The sequence below is a fragment of the Flavobacterium plurextorum genome, from assembly GCF_024638035.1.
Lineage (GTDB): Bacteria > Bacteroidota > Bacteroidia > Flavobacteriales > Flavobacteriaceae > Flavobacterium > Flavobacterium plurextorum.
Genome location: NZ_CP100442.1, coordinates 2,436,264 through 2,458,752, shown reverse-complemented (window position 1 = coordinate 2,458,752; position 22,489 = coordinate 2,436,264). Strand labels below are relative to the sequence as shown.

The 22,489-nt window shown below is 33.8% G+C and carries 25 protein-coding genes and 2 tRNA genes; 18 read left to right on the top strand and 9 right to left on the bottom strand.

Features of this window, described 5'->3' with window-relative positions:
* Nucleotides 1-158 precede the first annotated feature (158 nt).
* The 18 genes from NLG42_RS10895 (at nt 159) to NLG42_RS10810 (ending at nt 16,682) form a co-directional block, all read left to right on the top strand.
* Complete coding sequence (locus NLG42_RS10895) at nt 159-1,730, top strand: glycoside hydrolase family 10-like protein (RefSeq protein WP_257683780.1); 1,572 nt, start codon at nt 159-161, stop codon at nt 1,728-1,730.
* On the top strand, nt 1,717-3,039 hold the full coding sequence (locus NLG42_RS10890; RefSeq protein WP_257683779.1) for an MFS transporter: 1,323 nt from the start codon (nt 1,717-1,719) through the stop codon (nt 3,037-3,039). The genes NLG42_RS10895 and NLG42_RS10890 overlap by 14 nt, the downstream gene beginning before the upstream one ends.
* 21 nt (nt 3,040-3,060) lie before the next feature.
* A complete protein-coding gene (locus NLG42_RS10885; protein ID WP_257683778.1) occupies nt 3,061-3,402 on the top strand; it encodes a hypothetical protein in 342 nt (113 codons plus the stop codon).
* A gap of 194 nt (nt 3,403-3,596) precedes the next feature.
* Nucleotides 3,597-4,046 carry a GNAT family N-acetyltransferase gene (locus tag NLG42_RS10880; protein WP_257683777.1) on the top strand — a complete coding sequence of 150 codons (450 nt, stop codon included), beginning with the start codon at nt 3,597-3,599 and terminating at the stop codon, nt 4,044-4,046.
* A 2-nt stretch (nt 4,047-4,048) separates the two neighbouring features.
* Nucleotides 4,049-5,662, top strand: coding sequence for a glycoside hydrolase family 3 protein (locus NLG42_RS10875; protein ID WP_257683776.1), 1,614 nt, complete (start codon nt 4,049-4,051; stop codon nt 5,660-5,662).
* A 123-nt stretch (nt 5,663-5,785) separates the two neighbouring features.
* Complete coding sequence (locus NLG42_RS10870) at nt 5,786-6,424, top strand: peroxiredoxin (protein WP_089056788.1); 639 nt, start codon at nt 5,786-5,788, stop codon at nt 6,422-6,424.
* Between the two features lie 246 nt (nt 6,425-6,670).
* Nucleotides 6,671-6,979: a thioredoxin family protein gene (locus NLG42_RS10865; RefSeq protein WP_257683775.1), complete on the top strand. Its 309-nt coding sequence runs from the start codon at nt 6,671-6,673 to the stop codon at nt 6,977-6,979.
* Nucleotides 6,980-7,045: 66 nt separating this feature from the next.
* Nucleotides 7,046-7,303, top strand: a complete 258-nt coding sequence (locus NLG42_RS10860) for a DUF6952 family protein (protein WP_042566605.1) — start codon at nt 7,046-7,048, stop codon at nt 7,301-7,303.
* Nucleotides 7,304-7,676: 373 nt separating this feature from the next.
* Nucleotides 7,677-8,174, top strand: a complete 498-nt coding sequence (gene tpx, locus NLG42_RS10855) for a thiol peroxidase (RefSeq protein WP_089056789.1) — start codon at nt 7,677-7,679, stop codon at nt 8,172-8,174.
* A gap of 13 nt (nt 8,175-8,187) precedes the next feature.
* Entirely contained in the window at nt 8,188-8,562 is a 375-nt protein-coding gene (locus NLG42_RS10850) for a diacylglycerol kinase (protein WP_089054575.1), read from the top strand.
* 15 nt (nt 8,563-8,577) lie between these two features.
* On the top strand, nt 8,578-11,028 hold the full coding sequence (locus NLG42_RS10845; RefSeq protein WP_257683774.1) for a DNA translocase FtsK: 2,451 nt from the start codon (nt 8,578-8,580) through the stop codon (nt 11,026-11,028).
* 52 nt (nt 11,029-11,080) lie between these two features.
* Nucleotides 11,081-11,728, top strand: coding sequence for an outer membrane lipoprotein periplasmic chaperone LolA1 (gene lolA1 / locus NLG42_RS10840; protein ID WP_199170258.1), 648 nt, complete (start codon nt 11,081-11,083; stop codon nt 11,726-11,728).
* Nucleotides 11,729-11,736: 8 nt separating this feature from the next.
* The gene (locus tag NLG42_RS10835; RefSeq protein WP_089056791.1) at nt 11,737-13,197 is read left to right on the top strand and encodes an LptF/LptG family permease; all 1,461 of its coding nucleotides are present in this window, start codon (nt 11,737-11,739) and stop codon (nt 13,195-13,197) included.
* Nucleotides 13,198-13,199: 2 nt separating this feature from the next.
* On the top strand, nt 13,200-14,330 hold the full coding sequence (ribB, locus tag NLG42_RS10830; protein ID WP_257683773.1) for a 3,4-dihydroxy-2-butanone-4-phosphate synthase: 1,131 nt from the start codon (nt 13,200-13,202) through the stop codon (nt 14,328-14,330).
* A 3-nt stretch (nt 14,331-14,333) separates the two neighbouring features.
* Entirely contained in the window at nt 14,334-14,732 is a 399-nt protein-coding gene (locus NLG42_RS10825; RefSeq protein ID WP_089056793.1) for an acyl-CoA thioesterase, read from the top strand.
* Between the two features lie 140 nt (nt 14,733-14,872).
* Nucleotides 14,873-14,957 (top strand) — tRNA-Ser (locus NLG42_RS10820).
* Nucleotides 14,958-15,099: 142 nt separating this feature from the next.
* Nucleotides 15,100-15,184, top strand: a tRNA-Ser gene (locus tag NLG42_RS10815).
* 265 nt (nt 15,185-15,449) lie between these two features.
* Nucleotides 15,450-16,682, top strand: coding sequence for a site-specific integrase (locus tag NLG42_RS10810; RefSeq protein ID WP_257683772.1), 1,233 nt, complete (start codon nt 15,450-15,452; stop codon nt 16,680-16,682).
* A gap of 45 nt (nt 16,683-16,727) precedes the next feature.
* Here NLG42_RS10810 and NLG42_RS10805 read toward each other — a convergent pair whose 3' ends face one another.
* From NLG42_RS10805 to NLG42_RS10765, 9 genes are all read right to left on the bottom strand, one after another.
* Nucleotides 16,728-16,859 carry a hypothetical protein gene (locus tag NLG42_RS10805; protein ID WP_257683771.1) on the bottom strand — a complete coding sequence of 44 codons (132 nt, stop codon included), beginning with the start codon at nt 16,857-16,859 and terminating at the stop codon, nt 16,728-16,730.
* A 73-nt stretch (nt 16,860-16,932) separates the two neighbouring features.
* Entirely contained in the window at nt 16,933-17,223 is a 291-nt protein-coding gene (locus NLG42_RS10800; protein WP_257683770.1) for a helix-turn-helix domain-containing protein, read from the bottom strand.
* 42 nt (nt 17,224-17,265) lie between these two features.
* On the bottom strand, nt 17,266-17,703 hold the full coding sequence (locus NLG42_RS10795; RefSeq protein WP_257683769.1) for a hypothetical protein: 438 nt from the start codon (nt 17,701-17,703) through the stop codon (nt 17,266-17,268).
* A gap of 18 nt (nt 17,704-17,721) precedes the next feature.
* Entirely contained in the window at nt 17,722-18,009 is a 288-nt protein-coding gene (locus NLG42_RS10790) for a hypothetical protein (protein ID WP_257683768.1), read from the bottom strand.
* 10 nt (nt 18,010-18,019) lie between these two features.
* Complete coding sequence (locus NLG42_RS10785) at nt 18,020-19,051, bottom strand: hypothetical protein (protein WP_257683767.1); 1,032 nt, start codon at nt 19,049-19,051, stop codon at nt 18,020-18,022.
* A 27-nt stretch (nt 19,052-19,078) separates the two neighbouring features.
* Entirely contained in the window at nt 19,079-19,879 is an 801-nt protein-coding gene (locus tag NLG42_RS10780) for a hypothetical protein (protein WP_257683766.1), read from the bottom strand.
* Nucleotides 19,880-19,907: 28 nt separating this feature from the next.
* Complete coding sequence (gene traN, locus NLG42_RS10775) at nt 19,908-20,738, bottom strand: conjugative transposon protein TraN (RefSeq protein WP_257683765.1); 831 nt, start codon at nt 20,736-20,738, stop codon at nt 19,908-19,910.
* A gap of 16 nt (nt 20,739-20,754) precedes the next feature.
* Entirely contained in the window at nt 20,755-22,044 is a 1,290-nt protein-coding gene (traM, locus tag NLG42_RS10770) for a conjugative transposon protein TraM (protein ID WP_257683764.1), read from the bottom strand.
* Between the two features lie 52 nt (nt 22,045-22,096).
* The gene (locus NLG42_RS10765; RefSeq protein WP_257683763.1) at nt 22,097-22,417 is read right to left on the bottom strand and encodes a hypothetical protein; all 321 of its coding nucleotides are present in this window, start codon (nt 22,415-22,417) and stop codon (nt 22,097-22,099) included.
* Nucleotides 22,418-22,489 lie beyond the last annotated feature (72 nt).

Here is a 22,489-nt window from a genome sequence, read left to right as displayed (position 1 = left end):
ACAGTAATTGCCAAAAATTGAAAATCGGTAAAACTGTCGTAAAAAACAAAAACCAATTGTAAGAAATCCGCATAAATAACGTTCAAATTATAATTTCTGAATTATTTATTATAATCCATTAAAAAAACTATTTTTGGTTTCTGTTAAAAAAGATTGAAATGCATAAAAACCAGCACTTACTGTTCTCTTTACTATTTTTATTTTTCTTCGGATGGAAATCCTTTTCACAAGAAAAAGTAATGCATCCTAAAAATGAATTTAGAGGTGTTTGGATCGCCACCGTGGTAAACATCGACTGGCCAAAAACATCAATTGATAATGTTGAAAAAGAAAAAGCTGATTATTTAGAAATTCTAAACACCTATAAAAAGCTAAATTATAATGCTGTAATTGTTCAAATTAGAAGTGTAGGTGATGCTATTTATCCATCAGAACTAGCACCTTGGTCAAGATTTTTGACAGGAAAAGAAGGTCAGGCACCAAACCCATATTATGATACATTGGCATGGATGATTGAAGAAGCACATAACAGAGGCTTTGAATTTCACGCATGGCTGAATCCATATCGTGCAACTTTCGATTTAAATAAGCAGCAACTAAGTCCAAATCATGATCTTTTCAAACATCCGGAATGGATGATTGAATATGGCGGAAAATGGTATTATGACCCAGCTTTACCTGAAGTTCAGGAACATTTAACTAAAGTAATTAAGGAAGTAGTTGATAAATATGATATTGATGCCATTCATTTTGATGATTATTTTTACCCGTATACAATTCCCGGAAAAGTTTTTAATGACAATGCTTCCTTCAAAAAATATGGCTCAGGCTTAAGCCGTTCTGACTGGCGTCGTGCAAATGTGAGCAACTTTGTACACACCATTTCTACTACAATAAAAGCAAGTAAACCGTGGGTTCAATTCGGAATTAGTCCGTTTGGCGTTTGGCGAAATAAAGCGCAAGATCCTAAAGGTTCTGAAACACAATCTACTTCAAACTATGACGATTTATATGCTGATCCGCTGTTATGGATGGATCAAAAGTGGATCGATTATATTTTACCTCAATTATATTGGAGTATGAACAATCCGAGAGCTTCGTACTCAAAATTGGTAAAATGGTGGTCAGAAAACTCTAACAATACCGCAATTTATATCGGACACGCTTCGTATAAAATTAGAGGTGACGGCGATAAAAGCTGGAATTTTGCAAATGAAATTCCAACGCAAGTTGACTTTGCAAGAAGCTTCAAAAATGTTTCGGGCAGCGCTTATTTCAGTTCGAAATGGTTTATGAATAAAAACTTTGATGTCGCAAGAATTTTAGAAGAAAATCAATATAAATATCCTGCAATTCCTGCAGCCGTTCCCAATTTAAAACACATTATTATTGATACACCTGTAGTAACTGAATTTGTAAAAGACAGTACAAAATATTCATTCAGTTTAAAAAATCCACTGAATACAAATGTGCGCTATATTGTAATTTATGGCGGCGATCATATTTCAAAAGTCGATATTAACGATGCAACAAAAATAATCGACAAAGTAAGAGCGATTGAAAAAGATGGTGTTATTTCATTTTCAATCCCTGCTGAAAAAATCAGACAATACAAAGCCTGCGCAATTACATTTATTGACTATTTTGCCAATGAAAGTACACCAACTGCAGCAGACTTAAAAAAGAATTTTAAAATCTATTTACCTGCCCAACCTAATGAAAACAGATAATCATACTCCTTGGTTTTGGATCCCGCTTCTCAACTTTGCCTCAGGATTACCGTACGCCGTAATTATCTCCGTTTCGGTAATTATGTACAAAAACTTAGGAATTTCAAATGAAGACATTGGTGTTTACACCAGTTTACTATATCTCCCGTGGGTAATTAAACCTTTATGGAGTCCATTTATTGATTTAACCGGAACCAAAAGAAAATGGTTTTTATCGATGCAGTTATTAATTTCAATTGCATTTTTACTCGTAGGATTTACAATTCCGCTCAATGGTTTCTTTATAATGACTTTGGCTATTTTTTGGGTTGCTGCTTTTGCATCAGCTTCAAATGATATTGCCAGCGATGGCTTTTATTTATTGGTTTTACCAAAAGAACAGCAATCTTTTTTCCTCGGAATCAGAAGTACATTTTACAGACTTTCAATGTTAGCGGGAAATGGATTAATCGTGCTTTTTGCAGGTTATCTGGAACATAAATATGGTGATAATACCAAAGCTTGGTCCTATACCATGATTGCTGTTGGTTTATTAATGACATTCATAACTGCTTACAACTTTATCTTCACGCCAAAAAATGAAATAAACGCATCTGCAAATGATAAAAACACACAGCAGCACCAAAGCTTTGCAACTGTATTTATCAGCTTCTTTCAAAAAAAGCAAATTGGTTTAATTCTGGCTTTTATACTTGTTTTCAGACTTGGAGAATCGCAGCTTCTAAAAATGTTAAGTCCATTTTTACTTGACGGAAAAGAATTAGGCGGAATGGGATTAGATACAGAAGCAGTTGGAATAATCTATGGTACTTTGGGGATTTTCGCTTTAACCGTTGGAGGTATTTTAGGCGGAATTGCAATCTCTAAACATGGACTTACAAAATGGATGCTTCCTATGTTTCTTGCCATGCATTTACCTATTATCGGCTTTATTGGGTTAGCTCATTTTCAACCTGAAGAAATCTTTCATCTGCATTTAAATCTGTATTTTTTCGAAATTAACTCTCCTCTAAATCTCTATACTTGTATAACAGTTGTTCTTGAGCAGTTTGGATATGGTTTTGGTTTTACAGGTTTTATGATGTATTTAATACATGTTGCCGAAGGAGAATCGAAAACAGCGCATTACGCTCTTGCAACTGGTTTTATGGCTTTAGGAATGATGCTTCCGGGAATGTTAAGCGGTTTTATACAAAAATATCTAGGTTACGAGAATTTCTTTATCTGGGTATTATTAGCTACAATTCCAGGTTTGATACTTTCTAGATTTTTAGATTTCCCGAAAGATTTCGGTAAAAAAATAGAATAACCGCTATACCATATAACGCCCATGGAAATCAATGAAACTAAACAGGCCGAAAGAAACCTGAAAGCAATTGAATTTGAAAAAGCCGGAGAAATTGAAAAAGCAATTGCGTTATACGAAGAAAACATAAAAGAAGGTTTTAAAGGAAATCACTCTTATGATCGACTTGCCGCTATTTACAAAAATCAGCTCGATCTAGACAATGAAATTCGGGTTTTAGAAAAAGCTATTATTGTTTACGAAGAAATTACAATCGAAGACCGAATTGAAGGGCTGCCAAAGCTTTTCCGTTTTAAAAACCGATTGGAAAAAGCAATTGAAACCAAAAAACAAATAGCCAAACAAAAAAAGGCAAAACTGAAATAAAGTATTTTTTTTTAACACATAGAAACATAGATTTTTTTGTGCGAAAAGAATAAAAAAGAGAAACTCATTTCTCAACACATAGTCCCGAAGTGTCGGGATGTATTTTAAATAAAGTGAAACGCCTTTTCCGAGATGTAAATTCTATATTTCTATGTGTTAAAAATTAAGCGATACTGATAAAAATATTTTAGATCATGATTACCATAAAACGAACAAATTCTGACGATATCGATTTTAAAAATCTGGTCGTTTTATTAGATCAGGATTTAGCCATTAGAGACGGTGATGATCATGCATTTTACAATCAGTTTAATAAGACCGATAAAATAAAACACGTTGTCGTTTTTTATGAAAATGATAAAGCTGTTGGATGCGGCGCTTTTAGAAAAAAAGAATCAGACACAGTCGAAATTAAACGAATGTATGTTCATCCTGACTATCGAAAAAAAGGAATAGCCTCAAAAATATTGGCCGAATTAGAAATTTGGGCAGCCGAAGTAAAATACAAACACACTATTCTGGAAACAGGCAAAAACCAGCCAGAAGCAATAAATCTATATCAGAAATTAAACTATACCATCATTCCAAATTATCCGCCTTACGAAAAGGTTGATAATAGTGTATGTATGAAAAAGACTTTATAAAAATGAAAATCACAACCGAAGCATTAAAACAAAAAATCGGGCAGTTCTTTTTTCCTGCCGTTTTTATCAACGATACCGAAGAAAATATTCAGGAAACGGAACGTTTAATAAAAGAACACAACATTGGCGGATTAACGTTTTTCCACAGTCGTGCCAGCGCTGCAACAAATTATGAAAGCAAGAAAAAAGTTGTTTTTAACGACGACAGCTACGAGAAAATCAAAGTGCTGATTGCTCGTTATCAAAAAGCCGCTTCTACTCCGCTCTTAATCAGTATTGATGCTGAATGGGGATTGGCAATGCGTATCGAAAAAACACCACAATATCCGTATGCAATTACACTTGGTGCTTTGCCAGCAAACAAATCTAAGTTAGTTTACGAAGTTGGAAAACAAATTGGTTTAGACTTAAAAGCAGCCGGAATTCAATACAATTTGTCGCCTTTGGCAGACATCAATAATAACCCAAATAATCCGGTTATTGGATATCGTTCTTTTGGTGAAAACAAAGAAAAAGTAGCCGATTTTTCGATTGAATATTTAAACGGAATGTCTGAAGTTGGCGTTTTAGGTTGCCTGAAACACTTTCCTGGACACGGAAATACTAATGTTGATTCGCATTTAGGATTACCTGTTTTAAAGGAAACACTGGAAGAATTAATGGAGAACGAATTGTATCCTTTCATTAAAGGAATCGAAAATAATGTCGATTCGATTATGATTGGACATTTGGCTGTTCCCAGTTTGAACGACGGAAAAGACACATCGGCAACTTTATCAAAAGCTGTTATTCAAGATCTTTTGCGTGATAAATTAGGTTATGATGGTTTGGTTATTTCTGACGCTTTAAATATGCACAGCGTTTCGAAACTATATGAAACCAAAGGACATTTAGAATGGGAAGCATTTAATGCTGGAAACGATGTTTTATGTTTTGCAGAAAATGTTCCCGAAGGAATCGAAGAAATCTTAAAAAATGCTTCGCCAGAACGTATTGAAGAAAGCTTTAATAGAATTATGAAAGCTAAAGAAAAAGCTGGAATTCTTTCTGGAAGCACAGCTGCTTTGGGCGAATTAAACTTCGAAAAAACAGCAGCTCTAAATCTAGAAATTGCCCAAAACGTGATTACAAAAATCATCGACAATTCAAGCACAGAATTAGCTTTTGATGCTCAAAAAGACAATAAACTAGCCAAACTAAGTTTATATAAAAACAACGAAAACAGTTTCTTCAAAACCTTAGGAGCAAAATTACCTTCACCTGAATTTGCCTTTGAAAATCTGGAAGCTTCAGATATTACAACGATTAAAAAACAATTAGAAAATTTCGAAACCATTATTGTTTCATTATTTGTTCCAAAAGCAAAACCAATGAATAATTTCGAAATCGACAATGAAGTTTTAGAATTACTTTCTGATTTGCTTGAAACCAAAAAATGCATCCTTTATGTTTTTGGAAATCCATACGTTTTACCTATAATTCCGAATCTTAAAAAGGCTTCAGGATTATTTCAGGCGTATCAAGATTTTGAAGAATTTCAAAAAACGGCAGGAATTCAATTTTTAGAAAATTTTATCACCAACGGGACTCTTCCTGTAAATATTGATATTCAATAATTTACAACCACAAATAGTCAAAACTTATTAACTTATAAATTTTTATAATCACATCTTATTGTAAGAACCTGTAGTTATGCCCTACTTTTGCATCAAATAAATTTTTAACGTAAAACGAATATTATGTCTTTAGTAGGAAAAAAATTCCCAAGTATTGCAGTAGATGCTATCTCAGAAATGGGTGACAATTTAAAAATCAACATTTTTGAAGAAGCAGTAAACAACAATAAAAAAGTACTTTTATTTTGGTACCCAAAAGATTTTACTTTTGTATGTCCAACTGAATTACACGCCTTTCAAGCTGCATTACCAGAATTCGAAAAAAGAAATACTATCGTAATTGGTGCTTCTTGCGATACTAACGAAGTTCACTTTGCTTGGTTAAATACTCCAAAAAACAATGGTGGAATCGAAGGTGTTACTTACCCAATCTTAGCGGATACAAACCGTAACTTAGCTAACATTTTAGGTATTCTTGATATTGATTCTACAGAATACAGTGAAGAAACTGATTCAGTTATTATCGAAGGTTCAAATGTAACATTCAGAGCTACTTACTTAATTGACGAAACTGGAAAAATCTTCCACGAAAGTGTAAACGATATGCCATTAGGACGTAACGTAAACGAATACTTAAGAATGGTTGATGCTTATACTCACATCCAAACTAAAGGTGAAGTTTGTCCTGCAAACTGGGAAGCTGGTAAAGAAGCAATGTCTGCAGACAGACTAAGTACAGCTGAATACTTAAGCGCAAACTAATTCTTTTTAAGGTTCTGAGGTTCTAAGTTACTGAGACGCTAAGTTTTTTTACTGAACTTCCAAATCTTAAATACAATTCTACAATATAGTTATCAGGTTCTAAGATTAACACTTAGAATCTTAGAACCTCGATAGCTTTAGATCTCAAAAAAAATAATTTTAACGTTAAGTCATTTTATGGACTAAGGGCTAAAAAAACTTAGAACCTTAGTACCTCAGCGACTTAGCACCTTAAAAAATATAACTATGTTAATCGACTTAAACGAAGATACGTTAGCAGATTTAGTTGCTAAAAACGAAAAAGTAGTAGTACAATATTCAGCATCATGGTGTGGAAACTGCCGTATTATGAAACCAAAATTCAAAAAATTAGCCACAGAAAATGAAGCTATCACTTTTGTTTTGGTTGATGCAGAAAATTCTCCTGAATCAAGAAAGCTTGCTAACGTTAGTAACTTGCCAACATTTGCAACTTTTGTAAACGGACAATTAGTTGGAGAAACTCAAACCACCAAACAAGAAGTTTTAATCGATCTTGTAAACGCAATTGTTTAATTGGTTATTTGTTTATTCGTTTAATCGATTAAACAAATAAACGATTTAACGCTTAAACAAAAAAATATGAAATTACCAGTAATAAAGCAGTTAACGCAATTTATCGAAGAAAACGATCAGGATTATATCATTGAGACTATCGAAGTTCTAGAAGCTATGACCGAAATCCCTTCTTTAAAAGATGAAGAATTAGACGTAATTGGCGAATTGATTTCAAATATGTATGGCGCTCTTGAAGTGCACAAAATGGTTTCGCAAGGAACTGATAAAAAAGAAGCTTTAAACGCATTCATGAAACGCGTTTTGGGCTCGATTGACAAATAAATCGACCTCTTTTTCAGAGAAAAAACAAAAAAACATGACCGAGAAAGCGTTTCTGAATAAGAGACGCTTTTTTTTATTTTACAGTGTTTAATGTTCAGTCACAGTTTTCGCAAAACCTTTGTCAGGCTGAGCGGAGTCGAAGCCTACACAAAGCAAATCGAAAAAGATGAGCAATTTAAATGGTGGAGCTACTTACGCGGGCTTCGACTCCGCTCAGCCTGACAAGCGTAATAAACCTAAAATTATGAAACAAATTCGTGAATTCGTGGCTATCCAAAAACCAACCTTAATCTCTCCTTAAACCCAAAACAAATACTTTTAGATTCAAATATTAATCCTTACTTTTGAGCCTCATTAATTTTAAACAAAAATCATGGCTTCAATAACATTAGGAGGTAATCCAGTTCATACATCAGGAGAGTTACCAGCAGTTGGTTCTAAACTTGCTGACTTCAAATTAGTTCAAAACGATTTATCAGTTGCTTCATTAAGTGATTTCGCTGGTAAGAAATTAGTTTTAAACATTTTTCCAAGTGTTGACACTGGAACTTGCGCAGCATCTGTTAGAAAATTTAATCAAAGTGCAAGCGACTTAGAAAACACAAAAGTTTTATGTATTTCTAGAGATTTACCTTTCGCTCAAAAACGTTTTTGTGGTGCAGAAGGTTTAGAAAATGTTGTTAATTTATCTGATTTTAAAGACGGAAGTTTTGGTAAAGCAAACGGTTTAGAAATCGTTGACGGACCTTTAGCTGGTTTACATTCAAGAGCAATTATTGTTGTAGATGCTGACGGAACAATTACACATACAGAGCAAGTTGCAGAAATTGCAAATGAACCAAATTACGAAGCAGCTCTTGCTGCACTATAATATTTTCCTATAAATGGAGTTTCAAAAAGATAATACCTTTGTTACCGGCCGATTAAAAAGTATGACATATGCTTTTAACGGAGCTGTAAAACTTATAAAAACAGAACACAGCATTATGGTTCAATTCTCATTGGGAATTATAATGACTATTGCTGGTTTCTATTTTCATATTTCACAAACCGAATGGCTTTGTCAAACCTTAGCCATTGGTTTAGTTTTAAGTGTTGAAGGATTGAATACGGCTGTTGAAAAAATTGCCGATTTTATTCATCCTGATTACAGCAAACGAATCGGTTTTATTAAAGATATTGCTGCAGGCGCAGTGTTTTTTGCCGCAATGACAGCAATAGCAATAGGATTGATTATTTATATTCCAAAATTTACATAGGCAAGGAAAGCAAGAATGGCAAAAACAACCAAAAAGGAAACTGTAGACAAAAAAAACGAATCAAAAACGGAGACAATAAGGTCATGGAAATTTTCCAAACAACAAAAATTTGTTGCAGGCTGTCTTTTGGTTCTCTTTTCAATTGCACTATTAGTTGCATTTATTTCTTTTTATGTTAACGGACAATGGCAAGCAGACCAAAGTGCGGTCAGCCAGCTTGGAGATCGCGGCGAAGTTGTAGAAAACTGGCTCGGAAAATTCGGAGCATTTCTTGCTGACTTAATTGTTTATAGAGGTTTCGGAATCGCCTCTTTTATTTTTGTACGCTTATTTTTCCTAACCGGTTTGTTTTTAGCATTAGAACTTTCTACTAAAAAACTAAAAAACACTTGGTTTTGGGATCTATTTGCTATTATAATCATTTCAATTCTATTTGGTTTTTTCGCAACTTCGGCACCAGAACTTGGTGGAACAATTGGTTATGAATTAAACCTTTTCCTTCAGGATTATATTGGAAAAACAGGAACTTTATTAACATTGCTTTTTGGATTGATCGTTTATTTAATTTTTAAAATTAAACTTTCGCCAGAAAAAATTCAATCTTACTTTGACTCTACCAAAAAGGAGTTCAAAACTGAATTAAATGCTATAAAACCTGTACCACAACCAGAAAGCGCCTATAATCTAGAAGAATTTGCGATCGAAGAAGATCCTGAATTGGATAATATTCATCTAAAGACAGACGATTCTAAATTCGAAATCAACAAAGAAGCCTTAAAACCAACAATTTCACATTCATCAGAAATTGATTTAAATCCAGTTGTAAAACCAGTTCAGATGGATATTAATCCCGTAACTGTAACTGCTCCAGTTCATACTGAAGAATTTGTCATTGAAAAAGCTGAGGAAGAAGATATTATTGAAGAAAATCTAGCTTCAAGATTGGTTGCTGATTTTGGTTTATTTGACCCAACTTTAGATTTATCAAATTACAAATTCCCAACCATCGATTTATTAAAAGAATATTCGACTGGCGGAATCACTATTAATCAAGAAGAATTAGAAGAAAATAAAAACAAGATTGTAGACACACTTCGTAACTACAAAATTGAAATTGCACAGATTAAAGCAACCGTTGGTCCATCGGTAACTTTATATGAAATTGTTCCGGAAGCCGGAATCAGAATTTCAAAAATTAAAAGTTTAGAAGACGATATTGCTTTATCATTATCTGCATTAGGAATTCGTATTATCGCTCCAATTCCAGGAAAAGGAACAATTGGTATCGAGGTTCCTAACAAGAATCCAACGATGGTTTCTATGAAAAGTGTAATTGGTTCAGCCAAATTTCAAGAAGCTGAAATGGAATTGCCTATCGCTTTAGGAAAAACCATTTCGAACGAAACTTTTGTTGTCGATTTATCCAAAATGCCTCACTTATTAATGGCAGGTGCTACAGGACAAGGGAAATCTGTTGGATTAAATGCTGTTTTAACCTCGCTTTTATACAAAAAACATCCTGCCGAAGTAAAATTTGTGTTGGTTGATCCAAAAAAAGTAGAGCTTACGCTTTTCAACAAAATTGAAAGACACTATTTAGCAAAACTTCCAGATACGGAAGATGCTATTATTACAGATAATGCAAAAGTTGTAAATACTTTAAATTCTCTTTGTGTTGAAATGGACAATCGCTATTCTTTATTGAAAGATGCAATGGTTCGTAACATCAAAGAATACAACGAAAAATTCAAATCAAGAAAATTAAATCCAGAAGCTGGACATCGTTTTCTGCCTTACATTGTTTTGGTTGTTGATGAGTTCGCCGATTTAATTATGACTGCAGGAAAAGAAGTTGAAATTCCAATTGCTCGTCTTGCGCAATTAGCGCGTGCCATTGGTATTCACTTAATTATCGCAACACAAAGACCATCTGTAAACGTAATTACAGGTTTAATTAAAGCCAATTTCCCTGCAAGAATTGCTTTTAGAGTAACATCAAAAATTGACTCTAGAACTATCTTAGATACGCAAGGTGCTGATCAATTAATTGGACGTGGAGATTTATTATACTCAAACGGGAATGATGTAATTCGTGTTCAATGCGCCTTTATTGACACTCCAGAAGTTGAAAAAATAACTGATTTTATTGGTTCACAAAAAGCATATTCAACAGCTTATTTACTTCCAGAGTTTGTTGGAGAGGAAACTGGCATTAATCTTGATATGGATATTTCCGAAAGAGACACCTTATTTAGAGAAGCCGCAGAGATTATTGTCAATGCGCAGCAAGGTTCTGCTTCATTACTGCAACGAAAATTAAAATTAGGATACAACAGAGCCGGTCGTTTGATCGATCAGCTGGAAGCAGCTGGAATCGTTGGCCCTTTTGAAGGCAGTAAAGCGAGAAGCGTGAACATCTCTGACCTTAGTGCTCTTGATCAATTTTTTAACAATGAACAAAATTAATCCAATCATGAGAACAAAAATTCAGGAAATCAAGAACAATTCTATCACTAACATGAGTAAAAAGTGTTTTCAAATGGCAATCTTATTGCTTTTGAGCTTCACTTCTATTCAAGCTCAGGATAAAAAAGCCAAAGATTTATTGAACGAAGTAACTTCAAAAATAAAGAGCTACAACAATATTGTAATCGATTTTAAATATTCTTTGAATAACGCAAAGGAAAACATTAATCAAGACAGTAAAGGAAATGTAACCATGAAAGGAAATCAATATGTATTGAATTTTATGGGCGTAACTAAAATATTCGACGGACAAAAAACATACACAATTAATCCTGAAGATGAAGAAGTTACTATTTCTAAAGTAAACGAAAAAGACGACAACGCTATTACACCTTCAAAAATGTTGACTTTTTTCAATTCTGGCTACAAATACAATATGGATATTGTACAAAATGTTAAAGGAAGAAAAATTCAATACATAAAACTAGCTCCTACAAATGCAAAAGACCAAAGAAAAGAGATTCTTTTAGGCATTGATGTTCAGACAAAACACATATACAATTTAATTGAAACTGGAAAAAACGGAACAAAAACTACTTTGACCGTTAATTCTTTTAAAACCAATCAGCCTTTATCAAAAAATCAATTTACCTTTGTAGCGAGTAAATACCCGAAATACTACATCAATAAATTAGATTAATTACAAGGTTGAAAATTTTAGACAAATACTTACTAAAAACATTTCTGATTACGTTTACTACGGTATTCGTAATCCTTTTTTTTATATTCATATTACAAACCGTATGGCTTTTTATTGCAGAACTTGCAGGTAAGGATCTTGACTTTGTATTAGTTATTAAATTCCTGCTTTTCTCAATGCCGCGTATTATTCCGCTGGTTTTACCTTTATCAGTTTTATTAGCTTCGATTATGAGTTTCGGAAATTTGGCCGAAAACTATGAATTTGCAGCGATGAAATCATCTGGAATATCGCTTCAAAGAGCCATGAGAGTTCTCGTTGTTTTTATATTCGTTCTGAGCATTGTAGCCTTTTGGTTTGCCAACAACGTTATTCCTTATGCTGAATATAAATTTGTTAATTTCCGAAAAAATATCGCTCAGGCAAAACCCGCAATGGCAATTGCCGAAGGACAATTTAACGATGTTGGAACTTACAATATTAAAGTAAATAAAAAATCTGGAGAAAACGGAAATATACTAACCGGCGTTACAATTCATGAAAAATCAAATAACGTTGGAGAAAACAAAACTGTTATCAAAGCCAAAGATGGAGAATTAATCAGTAATGAAAATTCTAGTATTTTAAAACTGGTTTTGAATAATGGTTACTACTATCAAGATGTTACTCCAAAAAAATACGAGGATCGTGCCAAGCTTCCATTTATAAAAGCCGCTTTTAAAAAACATATCATTAACATTGATTTATCAGAATTAAATAAAGTTGATGACAGTAAAGAAAGTATTGCCGGAACAAATGCAATGCTTAATGTAAATGAACTGCGCTATACCTTAGACTCATTAAGCAAAAATCTAGACACCGAAATTATTTCGTTCTCTGAAAATATCAATCAGCGTGTTGGTATTAGAAAATCAATAGCTCCAATCAATGTAGATAAGGCTAAAAAGAAAAAAGCTTTACCAAACGACCTTTTGTCTTTATATACAAATAAACAAAAGTCTGACATTCTAAAAATGGCCAGCAGTAATGTTTCCAGTAACATTTACTCAATTGAATCGACTCAAAAAGATCTAAAAGACAAACAGCGCGAAATCAATAAACACTTAACAGCATTGTACGAAAAATTCGTAATTGCTTTTGCTTGTTTTTTAATGTTTTTCATTGGAGCCCCATTAGGAGCTATTATACGAAAAGGAGGACTTGGACTACCAATTGTTTTTGCAGTTTTAATTTTCATCTCTTTTCATTTCATCAATACGTTTGGAAAAAGATTATCGCAAGAAGGCGGAATGTCTCCATTTATGGGATCATGGATGTCTTCATTTATATTACTCCCATTAGCTGTATTACTTACTTATCGTGCTACAAATGATAACGGATTGATTAATTTTGACGCGATAACCACTCCTATTTCACAACTATTTCAAAAAATTGCTGAGCGGTTTTCACCGACTCAAAATAAACAATAATTATGTCAACAAAAATTCAACTGAATACCATTGAAGAAGCCATAGAAGACATTCGTCAAGGTAAAGTAATCATTGTAGTCGATGATGAAGATCGCGAAAATGAAGGTGATTTTTTGGCTGCAGCCGAGAAAGTAACGCCGGAAATGATCAATTTCATGGCTACTCACGGACGCGGATTAATCTGTACACCACTTACAGAAAGCCGTTGTAAGGAACTTGATTTACGTGCAATGGTTACAAACAATACAGATCATATGGAAACTGCTTTTACTGTTTCTGTTGATTTAAAAGGCAATGGAGTAACAACAGGAATTTCGGCAGCAGATAGATCTAAAACTGTTCTAGCATTAGTTGATCCAAATACAAAACCTCATGATTTAGCACGTCCTGGTCATATTTTTCCTTTAATAGCCAAACAAGGAGGTGTTTTAAGAAGAACTGGCCATACAGAAGCTGCTATTGATTTTGCAAGACTAGCTGGTTTTAAACCTGCTGGTGTAATTTGTGAAATTTTAAACGAAGATGGAACAATGTCTCGTTTACCAGAACTTTTTAAAGTAGCTAAAAAATTCAATTTAAAATTGGTATCAATTGAAGACTTAGTTGCCTACAGAATGCAGCACGACAGCTTGATCGTTAAAAAAGAAGATTTTGATATCGAAACTCGTTTTGGGACTTTCAGATTAAGAGCTTACGAACAAACTACCAATAAACAAATTCATATTGCCTTAACTAAAGGAACATGGAATCTTGGTGAGCCAATCTTAACAAGAATTCACTCTTCGCAAGTAAATAACGACTTATTAGGCACACTAACTAATAATGCAGAACAGCAATTAGACGATATGTTTAAAGTTATTAATGAAAATGGTAAAGGCGCTGTTATCTTTATTAACCAAGATATGACGGCTGTAAACTTACTAAACAGAATTTCTGAACTTAAGGTATTACAAGCGCAGGGAACTTTGAAAGCTCCAAAAGTAATTATTGACAGTAAAGATTACGGAATTGGCGCTCAAATACTCCACGATATTGATATTTCAAAAATTAGATTAGTTTCTAATACAGAACAAACAAAACGCGTTGGAATCATTGGATATGGTCTTGAAATTACTGAATACGTAACGTATTAATCTATGGGAACATTAGAAGAAAGAATTTCAAAATCGGAAACTCATATTTTTAAAGCGGTTTTTCCTATTACAACGAATCATTACGACACTTTGTTTGGTGGTACGGCGCTTCATCTTATGGACGAAGTTGCTTTTATTTGTGCTACGCGATTCAGTCGAAAGAAAGTTGTAACGATTTCAACTGGTCAAATTGATTTTAAAAAAGCAATTCCAGCTGGTACTTTAATCGAATTAGTAGCAAATGTTGTCAGCGTTGGAAGAACAAGTTGTAAAATTCACGTTGATATTTTTATGGAACAAATGTATTCAGAACTTCGCGAAACGGTAGTTTCAGGAACTTTTTCGTTTGTTGCAGTGGATGAAAACAAAAAACCAGTGCCAATTTTAGACGACTTAGAGTAAATTTTCCAAAAACCTGACTTTCGGAAATACTGATAATTAGACACTTGAAAAATAACTTAAAAAAACCGCTAAAAAAGTTTTTATAATCGGAAAAGCGTACTATATTTGCACTCGCAATCAGATAATGAGAGCGACATACTGGAGAAATGGCAGAGCGGTCGAATGCGGCAGTCTTGAAAACTGTTGACTGTAACAGGTCCGGGGGTTCGAATCCCTCTTTCTCCGCTAAACTTTAAAACCCTTAACTTACGTTAAGGGTTTTCTTTTTTTATAGCATTTTTTTTCGCAAATAGTTTCAAAAAAATTTTCACAATTCAAAAAACACCTTATCTTTGCACTCGCAATCAGAAAACGATAGCAACATACTGGAGAAATGGCAGAGCGGTCGAATGCGGCAGTCTTGAAAACTGTTGACTGTAACAGGTCCGGGGGTTCGAATCCCTCTTTCTCCGCTGAACGGAGTTTCAAAAAGAAACTTTAAAAGTTAAAACCCTTTAAATACAAGTATTTAAAGGTTTTTTTGTTTTTTGGCAATTGTCAAAAATCACATGTTATTGCAAAGCGTGGTACACTTTTAAGTACACTTTTATTTTGGTGGGTTTTGACCATAAAAAAAGTGTACTAATTCAAAGAGAATTCTCTCTGGATTCCCTGAAAACAAAGGTGTCTTTCGAAATTTTTAAATCAATTTGATTATTAATTTAAAAACTAGAAAGCATGTTAAAAGTAATTTTTTACCTGAAATCGGAAAAGGCAGATAAGAATGGAGAGTTTTCAATATTTGCACGTATTACCTACAAACAAAAAAGAATTTCCTTGAGCACTGGAAAGGCCATCTCAAAAGAAAGATGGGATTACACAAACAAATTAAGAATTCTTTTAAGACTTGAAAAGGAAAAGGTACTGAAAAACTATCTGGATATTTACCGCCTGAATGTCGAGAAGAAGTTCAATAAGCTTTTCAATGTCGATCCAGATGTTCCTCTAGAAGTGCTTAAAGCAGAACTTTCAGGCAAATCTAAAGTACAGACAAACAGAACTACACTGCTTCAAATTATGCACCGCCATAATAAATTCTTTGCAAAAAAAGTAGAAGCTGGTGAAAGAGCAGCCGCATCACTGCAGAAATACAGACGAAGCTCTGAACTTATCGCTAACTTTATGGTAAAACAATACAATTTAGTCGACATTCCCGCTGATGAAATATCAAGTTCTTTTATCTACAATCTTGAAGAATTTCTTAAATACGAAAGCAATTTTAAAGGCCACATAGGAATAAAAAACAACTCAGTAGTAAAGTATATTAAGATGTATAAAACTGCCTTTAATTATGCTATCAGGATGGATCTGATCCAAAAAAATCCATTTAATGTTTATGAGGGAAAACTAAGTGTTAAAGATGCTGTATTTCTCTCACAGTCCGAACTTGATGCTATAGAGAAAAAAGTTTTCTTTATTGAAAGACTGGACCGAGTCAGAGATATATTTCTATTTAGCTGTTACACAGGATATGCTCCAACTGACGCTTTAAAACTTTCACAAAAAAATATATCAAAAGACAATAACGGCAACCAATGGATTATATCCAACAGAACAAAAACATCTATAAAAGAAAATGTTCCAGTTCTGCCGCCAGTTGAAAAAATCATTCAAAAGTACAATGGGAAGCAGCTTGGATTACTGCCAAGTATTTCAAATCAAAAAATGAATGCTTATTTAAAGGAAATTGCTGATGTGTGCGGAATTAACAAGTATCTAACCTGGTATGTTTCAAGACATACTTTTGCAACTACAGTAACTCTTGGCAACGGAGTCAGACTAGAAAATGTTTCAGCTATGATGGGGCACACGAACATCAAACAAACGCAGCACTATGCGAAAGTACTAGATGTGAATATAATGGAGGATATGAATATGGTTAAATCTAAATATGAAGATAAAGTTTCGTAAAAAAAACAGAGGATTTCAAAATTTGAAATCCTCTGTTTTTTTAATTTATTTTCTAGGTTTCTTTACTGGCGGTTTTAATGAAGGCGTGTTTCCTGGTATATCTTTGTTATCACGCTGTCTCTTGTCAGGCTCTCCTGTTGATTTGGCTATTATTTTTGGTCCGGTCTTAAGTCCCATGGTATTAATTTTTAATTAGTTACTCTCAAAGATACTTTTTTTTTACATGAATATTTACTTACACTTTTTATTCTCAGCTTTTATTTTCCTGAAGAATTTTTTCAATTTGACTTGAGTCATACAAGAATATTTCACCAAGTTTTGAATAAGGAAGGATTCCTGTCTGTCTATATTTTATTATTGTATTTGGTGAGAGCCCAAATATTTTTTTTAAATCTTCATTCCTGTAATAAGCAGGCCTGCCTTCATTCCCTCTTGAATTTATTTTAGAATCAATGGTCTCAAGTTTTACAACGACAGGATCAATCATCTTTTTAACTTTCATAAGAAATGAGAGTTTCTTTTTTTTGACATCCTTTTTCATTAATTAATTTTTTTAAGTTATTAAACACAAATTTTGTTCAGACTACCAATTTTCAATTCTTGATTTTCTTTCTTGTAATCTAAAAATCAATAAGTCTAAAAACTCAATCTGTTTTTCTCTATACGTATATCCTTTGCTTTCAGCAAATTCTTTACTTATATTTTTGATTTCACATTGCCTGCCATTCTTTCCAAAATAAGTAAAATTGTTTTCTAAAAACTTTTGAAATTCAATCCTGTTGTTCTTTTTATCCAATCTTTCAAAAAATAAAAAACCTTCATCCATAAGAATGTAAAAAAGATTTGCAAACTCTATCTTAGTAAATGAACTTTTACATCTGCATGGATTAGAAACTGAAGCGGATATTTTACTATTGATATCAACTTTAAAATTTTTCTTCAAAATTCTTTCTAGCACAATTAATCTGGATTCATGTTTTAAAAGTTCATCTAAGCATTCCAAAATTTTCGTTTTTTTCATGATTTAGAAATTTAAAGCTCATTCCAAATGAAAATAGATGCTGCTTCTTTTGTTTTTATTCTTCGTTGGGACGTAAACCAGATAGCCGTAATTATCCAGATCATGCATACATTTATGATAAGTTTTAGGAGACATCACTTTGGCGATGTTTTGAATTTCGATACTATATGCTAATATTGGATTGATGTGATCTTTAGAAGCGCGAAACTGGAGTAAAGCTGTAAAAATTGCTATATGGGTAGTTCCAATTCTATAATCATCTTCAATTGCCTTAAAAAATCTGGTTAAGATTTGAAGATTATCCATAGGTTTTAAATCAGAATTTTGGAGTCATCTTTCTTGAAGATGTTTCAATATGCATCTCAGGCTTCTTTACCTGCTGAATTTTACATCCTCTTTCCAACTCTTTTAAACTTATCTTCTGCATTCTGTCATTATAAAAGTTTAATGTTTTAAAACGTGGATTAGCCTCAATAAAAGTTTTTACTTCTCTGCCTTCAATTAACAGCACCGCCTCTTCTATTTTGCCTTCTTTTAAGGAACTGCATAAATCGTAAAATGTCTCTCCATCTGTATTCTTAAGAGGAAGAAGAGCTAAAACATTTTCAACTCTATAGCCATAATCCTGAGGAAACTCATGCATCCGGTAATTTTCACTTAAATCCTTGTCATAAAAATTAAACTGTTTCCATGTGCCGTTTTTAAGTACTGATCTTCCAGCGAGCATATTATACGCTTCATCTACATTAAAATATTCGGACGTCTCATTTTTAAAATGATGAGTACTTCTTCCTGACGGAATAGAGTCTGTATGCAGGGTTGATGTAAAACCTTCAAACCGGTAAGCTCCTTGTACATCTTTTGCAAAATGAAGTGAATGATCAAGCCTTTCCTTTTCAGATATATGATAAGAGACAGGTATATAAAAATTCAGCTGCTCCTCTTTCATTTGATGCAGAACTTTTTCCCATACTTGAGCGAAACCCGTGTTTTTAAGCTGTACTTCCAATGCTTTTTTATTAGCATCCAAATCTTTTAAGTATGCGGGTTTATGAATTCTTTCAAATACAATAGAATTTACTGCATCATTAAAAAGACGTTTGAAGACGTTAGGATAAATTTTATGTCTTAAGCTTTTATATTCGTGCTTCAGAAACTGTACAGTAATAAGTTCGTCCAAGGATTTTGTTTTACCATACTTAAAGAGAAGCATTCTAAAGAATTTCAGCTTTTCTATGCCAAAAGAGCGCTCGATGCCTGGGCTTTTACCAAATATAGATTTAAGTTTATCTTCCTTGGACATCCACTCTTTTACTTCATTCTGTATTCTATTGTTCTCAGACGACATATTTAATCTTTAAGTGGATTACTGAAACTAAACTGATCTGCCTGCTTTCCTTGAACGTGATGCAGAATTCAATTCTTTCTGTGCTGGCTCATCATCATTATTGTTCTGCGCCGCACTCTTTTCTTTTGATTGCGATTGTTTCTCATTTTTACTTTCTCTATCATTGATTCTCTGCAATGAAGAATCATAAACCTTTACCGTTTTAAACTGCGGATTCGCTTCCACAAACTGTTTTCGTTCTTCTCCACCCACAACAAAAGTTACAGACTGTAGATTTCCTTTTTTGAGAGAATTTATTAAGTCTTTTTTATACTGGGGCGTAAGCAGTTCTTTTATCGAATGCTTCTCCAGTGAAGCTTCCAGATCATAGCCGTAATTCTGGTGATACTGGTTCAGCTTGAAGTTGCCACTGTTGTCGGTTTCCTTGAAATTCAAAGAAATCCAGGCATTATAGGTTTCACCCTCCTTACTTTGAAGATTTTTATTGACAGATCGTCCTTCCATCAAATTATAGGCTTCTTTCATTGTAATGCTCCCCTCTTTGTTGATGTAAAAGGTTTGCTCCAATCCCGGTTTGTTTTCCTCCTTTTGCAGGTTAACATGGTAGGAATTAAAAAAATACATATCGTTCTGTTCCGACTTTTTGAAATTTAGTTCAACAGTCAAGCTGTCCTTATTAGGAACACCATTGTTCATAATACCTGTGTGAACAATTTTAAAATCTTTTTCGCCTTTCAGCATATTTGCCTTCAGTTCTGCTTCAAAAGTTTCCCCAAATCCAGTATATTTCAACTGATCTTTAAGGTAATCTAAATTTTTCTGGTTCATGATCTTTTACATTTAAAATTAGTATTGCTTAAAGGTTACCTAGAATTTCAAGATTTACCAGGTTCCTGTTTTTGATATTCAGCTCCAGATGTCTGCCTCCGTTTTTCTCAAAGACCTGCATGGTAAACTTTTTCTTTTCGGGTATTGTAAATTTAGGCAACGCAAATACAGCTGTATTTTCAGAATTATCAGAAATCCGGTTGAAATCACCAGTATTGAAAAGCGGTATAATCTCTATTTCCTGTGATGCGGTGCGTTTCGACTTTCTCTGGTCACGGATAAAAAAACGAAGCTGATCTACATCATAATTAATTTTAGAATCATTGCCTAAAAAGACTCTGAAATACATTATGTCCTGATGAATAAAAATACCGTCAACTTTAAGTTCAATTTCTGATCTTCTTGAACTAAGTCTGCTTACCTTATTTTTTTTCGATAATGCGAGCATTGCATAATCCTTTATTTCCTTCTGGTTTTCATTCTCCATCGAAAACAGCAGATGTTTATCGTCGGGATTTCGCAGTCCGGCATCAATGTTTAAAGTCGGGCATAAATCGTCAAAGTTCAATATAAAACTGTAAAGCTTTCCGTCGGATGTAACTACAGTAAGGTTGGTCTGCTGAAAATTCTGTTTTCCTGCTTTAAGAAGAAGAACATTTTCAACTCCTTTAGCTTTCTGCACCAAAACATCACGGCTGCCGATATCCAGACTTTTGACAGCATATGGAAATAAGATACTGGTAGTTTTTGAATTGCTGAGCTGTATATTATTATATTCAGATTTTAAATTATACTGTGTATATCCTGAAACTGTTGTGAGAAAAACCCATATAAATAGTATTAGTTTTATTTTTTTCATGTTGAATAGTTTACAGTTATTTTTCATTCTTTTCCTTCTCATCATAAAGCAGCACTTTGTAGCCTGCTTTGACTGCCACTTTAATAAGCTTTACTTTTTTGCTCAAAAGTGTTTTCGCCGCTTCCACTCCCATTCCAGCAGCCTGGGCTCCCCATGAATCACTTACACCCGCAAGCCCGATACTCTGCATTGACCTGTCAGCAGAGGCTTTTGCAACGTCCCTGTTAATTGTGCCGGGAATATAAATGCCTTTTATGCCGTCTATATCAAAAACTGCAAGTTCCACAGGGAAAATGGCATTCAGGTATTTTATGGTGTTTATCTTTATTTCCAGTCTTTCTCCTTTCAGAGATGCAGTACCAAATACGAAACTGTTTCTTGGAATGAGTACACCGTTAATAAAAACATCATTTACAAGCCTTATCTTCACAATTGAACCGTTTACAATGGTCTGCGTTTCATGAACTGCCGCCTCAACCGCATTCTGTATTTCTTCGTTAACGTTTTGTTCTTCCAGAGAATAAAAAGAATTCGCTTCCTGCTTTATCACTGATTGTGAAGTACTCTGCATTGCACTTATACTTTGCTCATCTGCTTTCCTGCTCACCGAAAATACTTTCCCTTTCTGAATCTTTGAATTCTGCCTCAGCTTTTCCTGAACACGCTCAGGGTGCTGGATATCCAGGATATTTTCCAGCATCCCTCCCAGCTGCGCCAGTTCTGGATCAGGTTCAGATGGTGCGCTCATAGCAGCCATCAGCTGTTCCAGGTTTTTCATTTCCGCTGATTCACTGTAAGGCGGCTTCTGGTATTGAAACTCTCTCATATCCTGATCATAGCCATTTACTTTAGGAGGCACTGCAATTGCCTTTTGGAGCGCCTGAAGTTTCTGGTACATCTTCTGCTCATTTTCCGGTTTTAAATAACCTGTGTTAAGTCCGTCTTTTTGACTTCTCATTGAAGTTAAATCTGGATCAAAAGAGTCGTCATATTCAAGGCTACTTTCATCTGCATTAATCATCGAATAATTAGGATCTTTTTTCTTCTGCTCCTCACGCTTTAATGAATCAACCGAAGCCTGATCATAGTAGCTCATTTTATCCAATGAAGAATCTTCCTTTAACTTTGGGTTTGGAAGAAGCAAATTTAAACCTGGTTTCCTTTCTATTGAAAGCGCAGTTTCTTTTCCTTTGCCTCCTCCAAGAACCCAAAAGAGCATTGTTATAAACGGCAGTATAAGCAATGGAAGAACCAGCATCATTTTACGGTCCTTTCTGCCTTTGGCTGAAAGTGTTTTATTTTCCATAATTTCATTTATTATAGTTACCTGTATTGATTTCCGCAGACTTTTAGAGCATTTAAAAGTCTGCGTCTTTGGAATTATATTTTTTATCTAAATCGATTTTACCAGAAACATCTATTATACTGTCTATGTATCTGCCGAGATCAGATTGGTTCTCACTTTTTTTAAGCGGCATATGAAATAAATGCTGTGCTTTATTCTGATCAGAATAAATAGGCTTAACAACTGATATTCCTTCAATGCTGATTGATTCAGGACTGTAAAGTAAAACACCGCCTATTACTTTGTAAAAACAAAGAACTGTTCCCGTTATCATAAAAACTGCAAGAGATAACCAAAGCTGTGATTTGGAAAGTTTTTTAGTAATCCTATTCATTTTAACCACCCACCAGAATCTGATCATAAGATAAATCCGTGAATCCTTTCGGATGCTTTTGTGTTTTCTAAA

Bases quoted from the DNA above. Each gene is read 5' to 3' on its own strand.
- NLG42_RS10895 (WP_257683780.1), top strand. From the start codon at position 159: ATGCATAAAAACCAGCACTTACTGTTCTCTTTACTATTTTTATTTTTC.
- NLG42_RS10890 (WP_257683779.1), top strand. From the start codon at position 1,717: ATGAAAACAGATAATCATACTCCTTGGTTTTGGATCCCGCTTCTCAAC.
- NLG42_RS10885 (WP_257683778.1), top strand. From the start codon at position 3,061: ATGGAAATCAATGAAACTAAACAGGCCGAAAGAAACCTGAAAGCAATT.
- NLG42_RS10880 (WP_257683777.1), top strand. From the start codon at position 3,597: ATGATTACCATAAAACGAACAAATTCTGACGATATCGATTTTAAAAAT.
- NLG42_RS10875 (WP_257683776.1), top strand. From the start codon at position 4,049: ATGAAAATCACAACCGAAGCATTAAAACAAAAAATCGGGCAGTTCTTT.
- NLG42_RS10870 (WP_089056788.1), top strand. From the start codon at position 5,786: ATGTCTTTAGTAGGAAAAAAATTCCCAAGTATTGCAGTAGATGCTATC.
- NLG42_RS10865 (WP_257683775.1), top strand. From the start codon at position 6,671: ATGTTAATCGACTTAAACGAAGATACGTTAGCAGATTTAGTTGCTAAA.
- NLG42_RS10860 (WP_042566605.1), top strand. From the start codon at position 7,046: ATGAAATTACCAGTAATAAAGCAGTTAACGCAATTTATCGAAGAAAAC.
- tpx (WP_089056789.1), top strand. From the start codon at position 7,677: ATGGCTTCAATAACATTAGGAGGTAATCCAGTTCATACATCAGGAGAG.
- NLG42_RS10850 (WP_089054575.1), top strand. From the start codon at position 8,188: ATGGAGTTTCAAAAAGATAATACCTTTGTTACCGGCCGATTAAAAAGT.
- NLG42_RS10845 (WP_257683774.1), top strand. From the start codon at position 8,578: ATGGCAAAAACAACCAAAAAGGAAACTGTAGACAAAAAAAACGAATCA.
- lolA1 (WP_199170258.1), top strand. From the start codon at position 11,081: ATGAGTAAAAAGTGTTTTCAAATGGCAATCTTATTGCTTTTGAGCTTC.
- ribB (WP_257683773.1), top strand. From the start codon at position 13,200: ATGTCAACAAAAATTCAACTGAATACCATTGAAGAAGCCATAGAAGAC.
- NLG42_RS10825 (WP_089056793.1), top strand. From the start codon at position 14,334: ATGGGAACATTAGAAGAAAGAATTTCAAAATCGGAAACTCATATTTTT.
- NLG42_RS10810 (WP_257683772.1), top strand. From the start codon at position 15,450: ATGTTAAAAGTAATTTTTTACCTGAAATCGGAAAAGGCAGATAAGAAT.
- NLG42_RS10805 (WP_257683771.1), bottom strand. From the start codon at position 16,859: ATGGGACTTAAGACCGGACCAAAAATAATAGCCAAATCAACAGGAGAG.
- NLG42_RS10800 (WP_257683770.1), bottom strand. From the start codon at position 17,223: ATGAAAAAGGATGTCAAAAAAAAGAAACTCTCATTTCTTATGAAAGTT.
- NLG42_RS10795 (WP_257683769.1), bottom strand. From the start codon at position 17,703: ATGAAAAAAACGAAAATTTTGGAATGCTTAGATGAACTTTTAAAACAT.
- NLG42_RS10790 (WP_257683768.1), bottom strand. From the start codon at position 18,009: ATGGATAATCTTCAAATCTTAACCAGATTTTTTAAGGCAATTGAAGAT.
- NLG42_RS10785 (WP_257683767.1), bottom strand. From the start codon at position 19,051: ATGTCGTCTGAGAACAATAGAATACAGAATGAAGTAAAAGAGTGGATG.
- NLG42_RS10780 (WP_257683766.1), bottom strand. From the start codon at position 19,879: ATGAACCAGAAAAATTTAGATTACCTTAAAGATCAGTTGAAATATACT.
- traN (WP_257683765.1), bottom strand. From the start codon at position 20,738: ATGAAAAAAATAAAACTAATACTATTTATATGGGTTTTTCTCACAACA.
- traM (WP_257683764.1), bottom strand. From the start codon at position 22,044: ATGGAAAATAAAACACTTTCAGCCAAAGGCAGAAAGGACCGTAAAATG.
- NLG42_RS10765 (WP_257683763.1), bottom strand. From the start codon at position 22,417: ATGAATAGGATTACTAAAAAACTTTCCAAATCACAGCTTTGGTTATCT.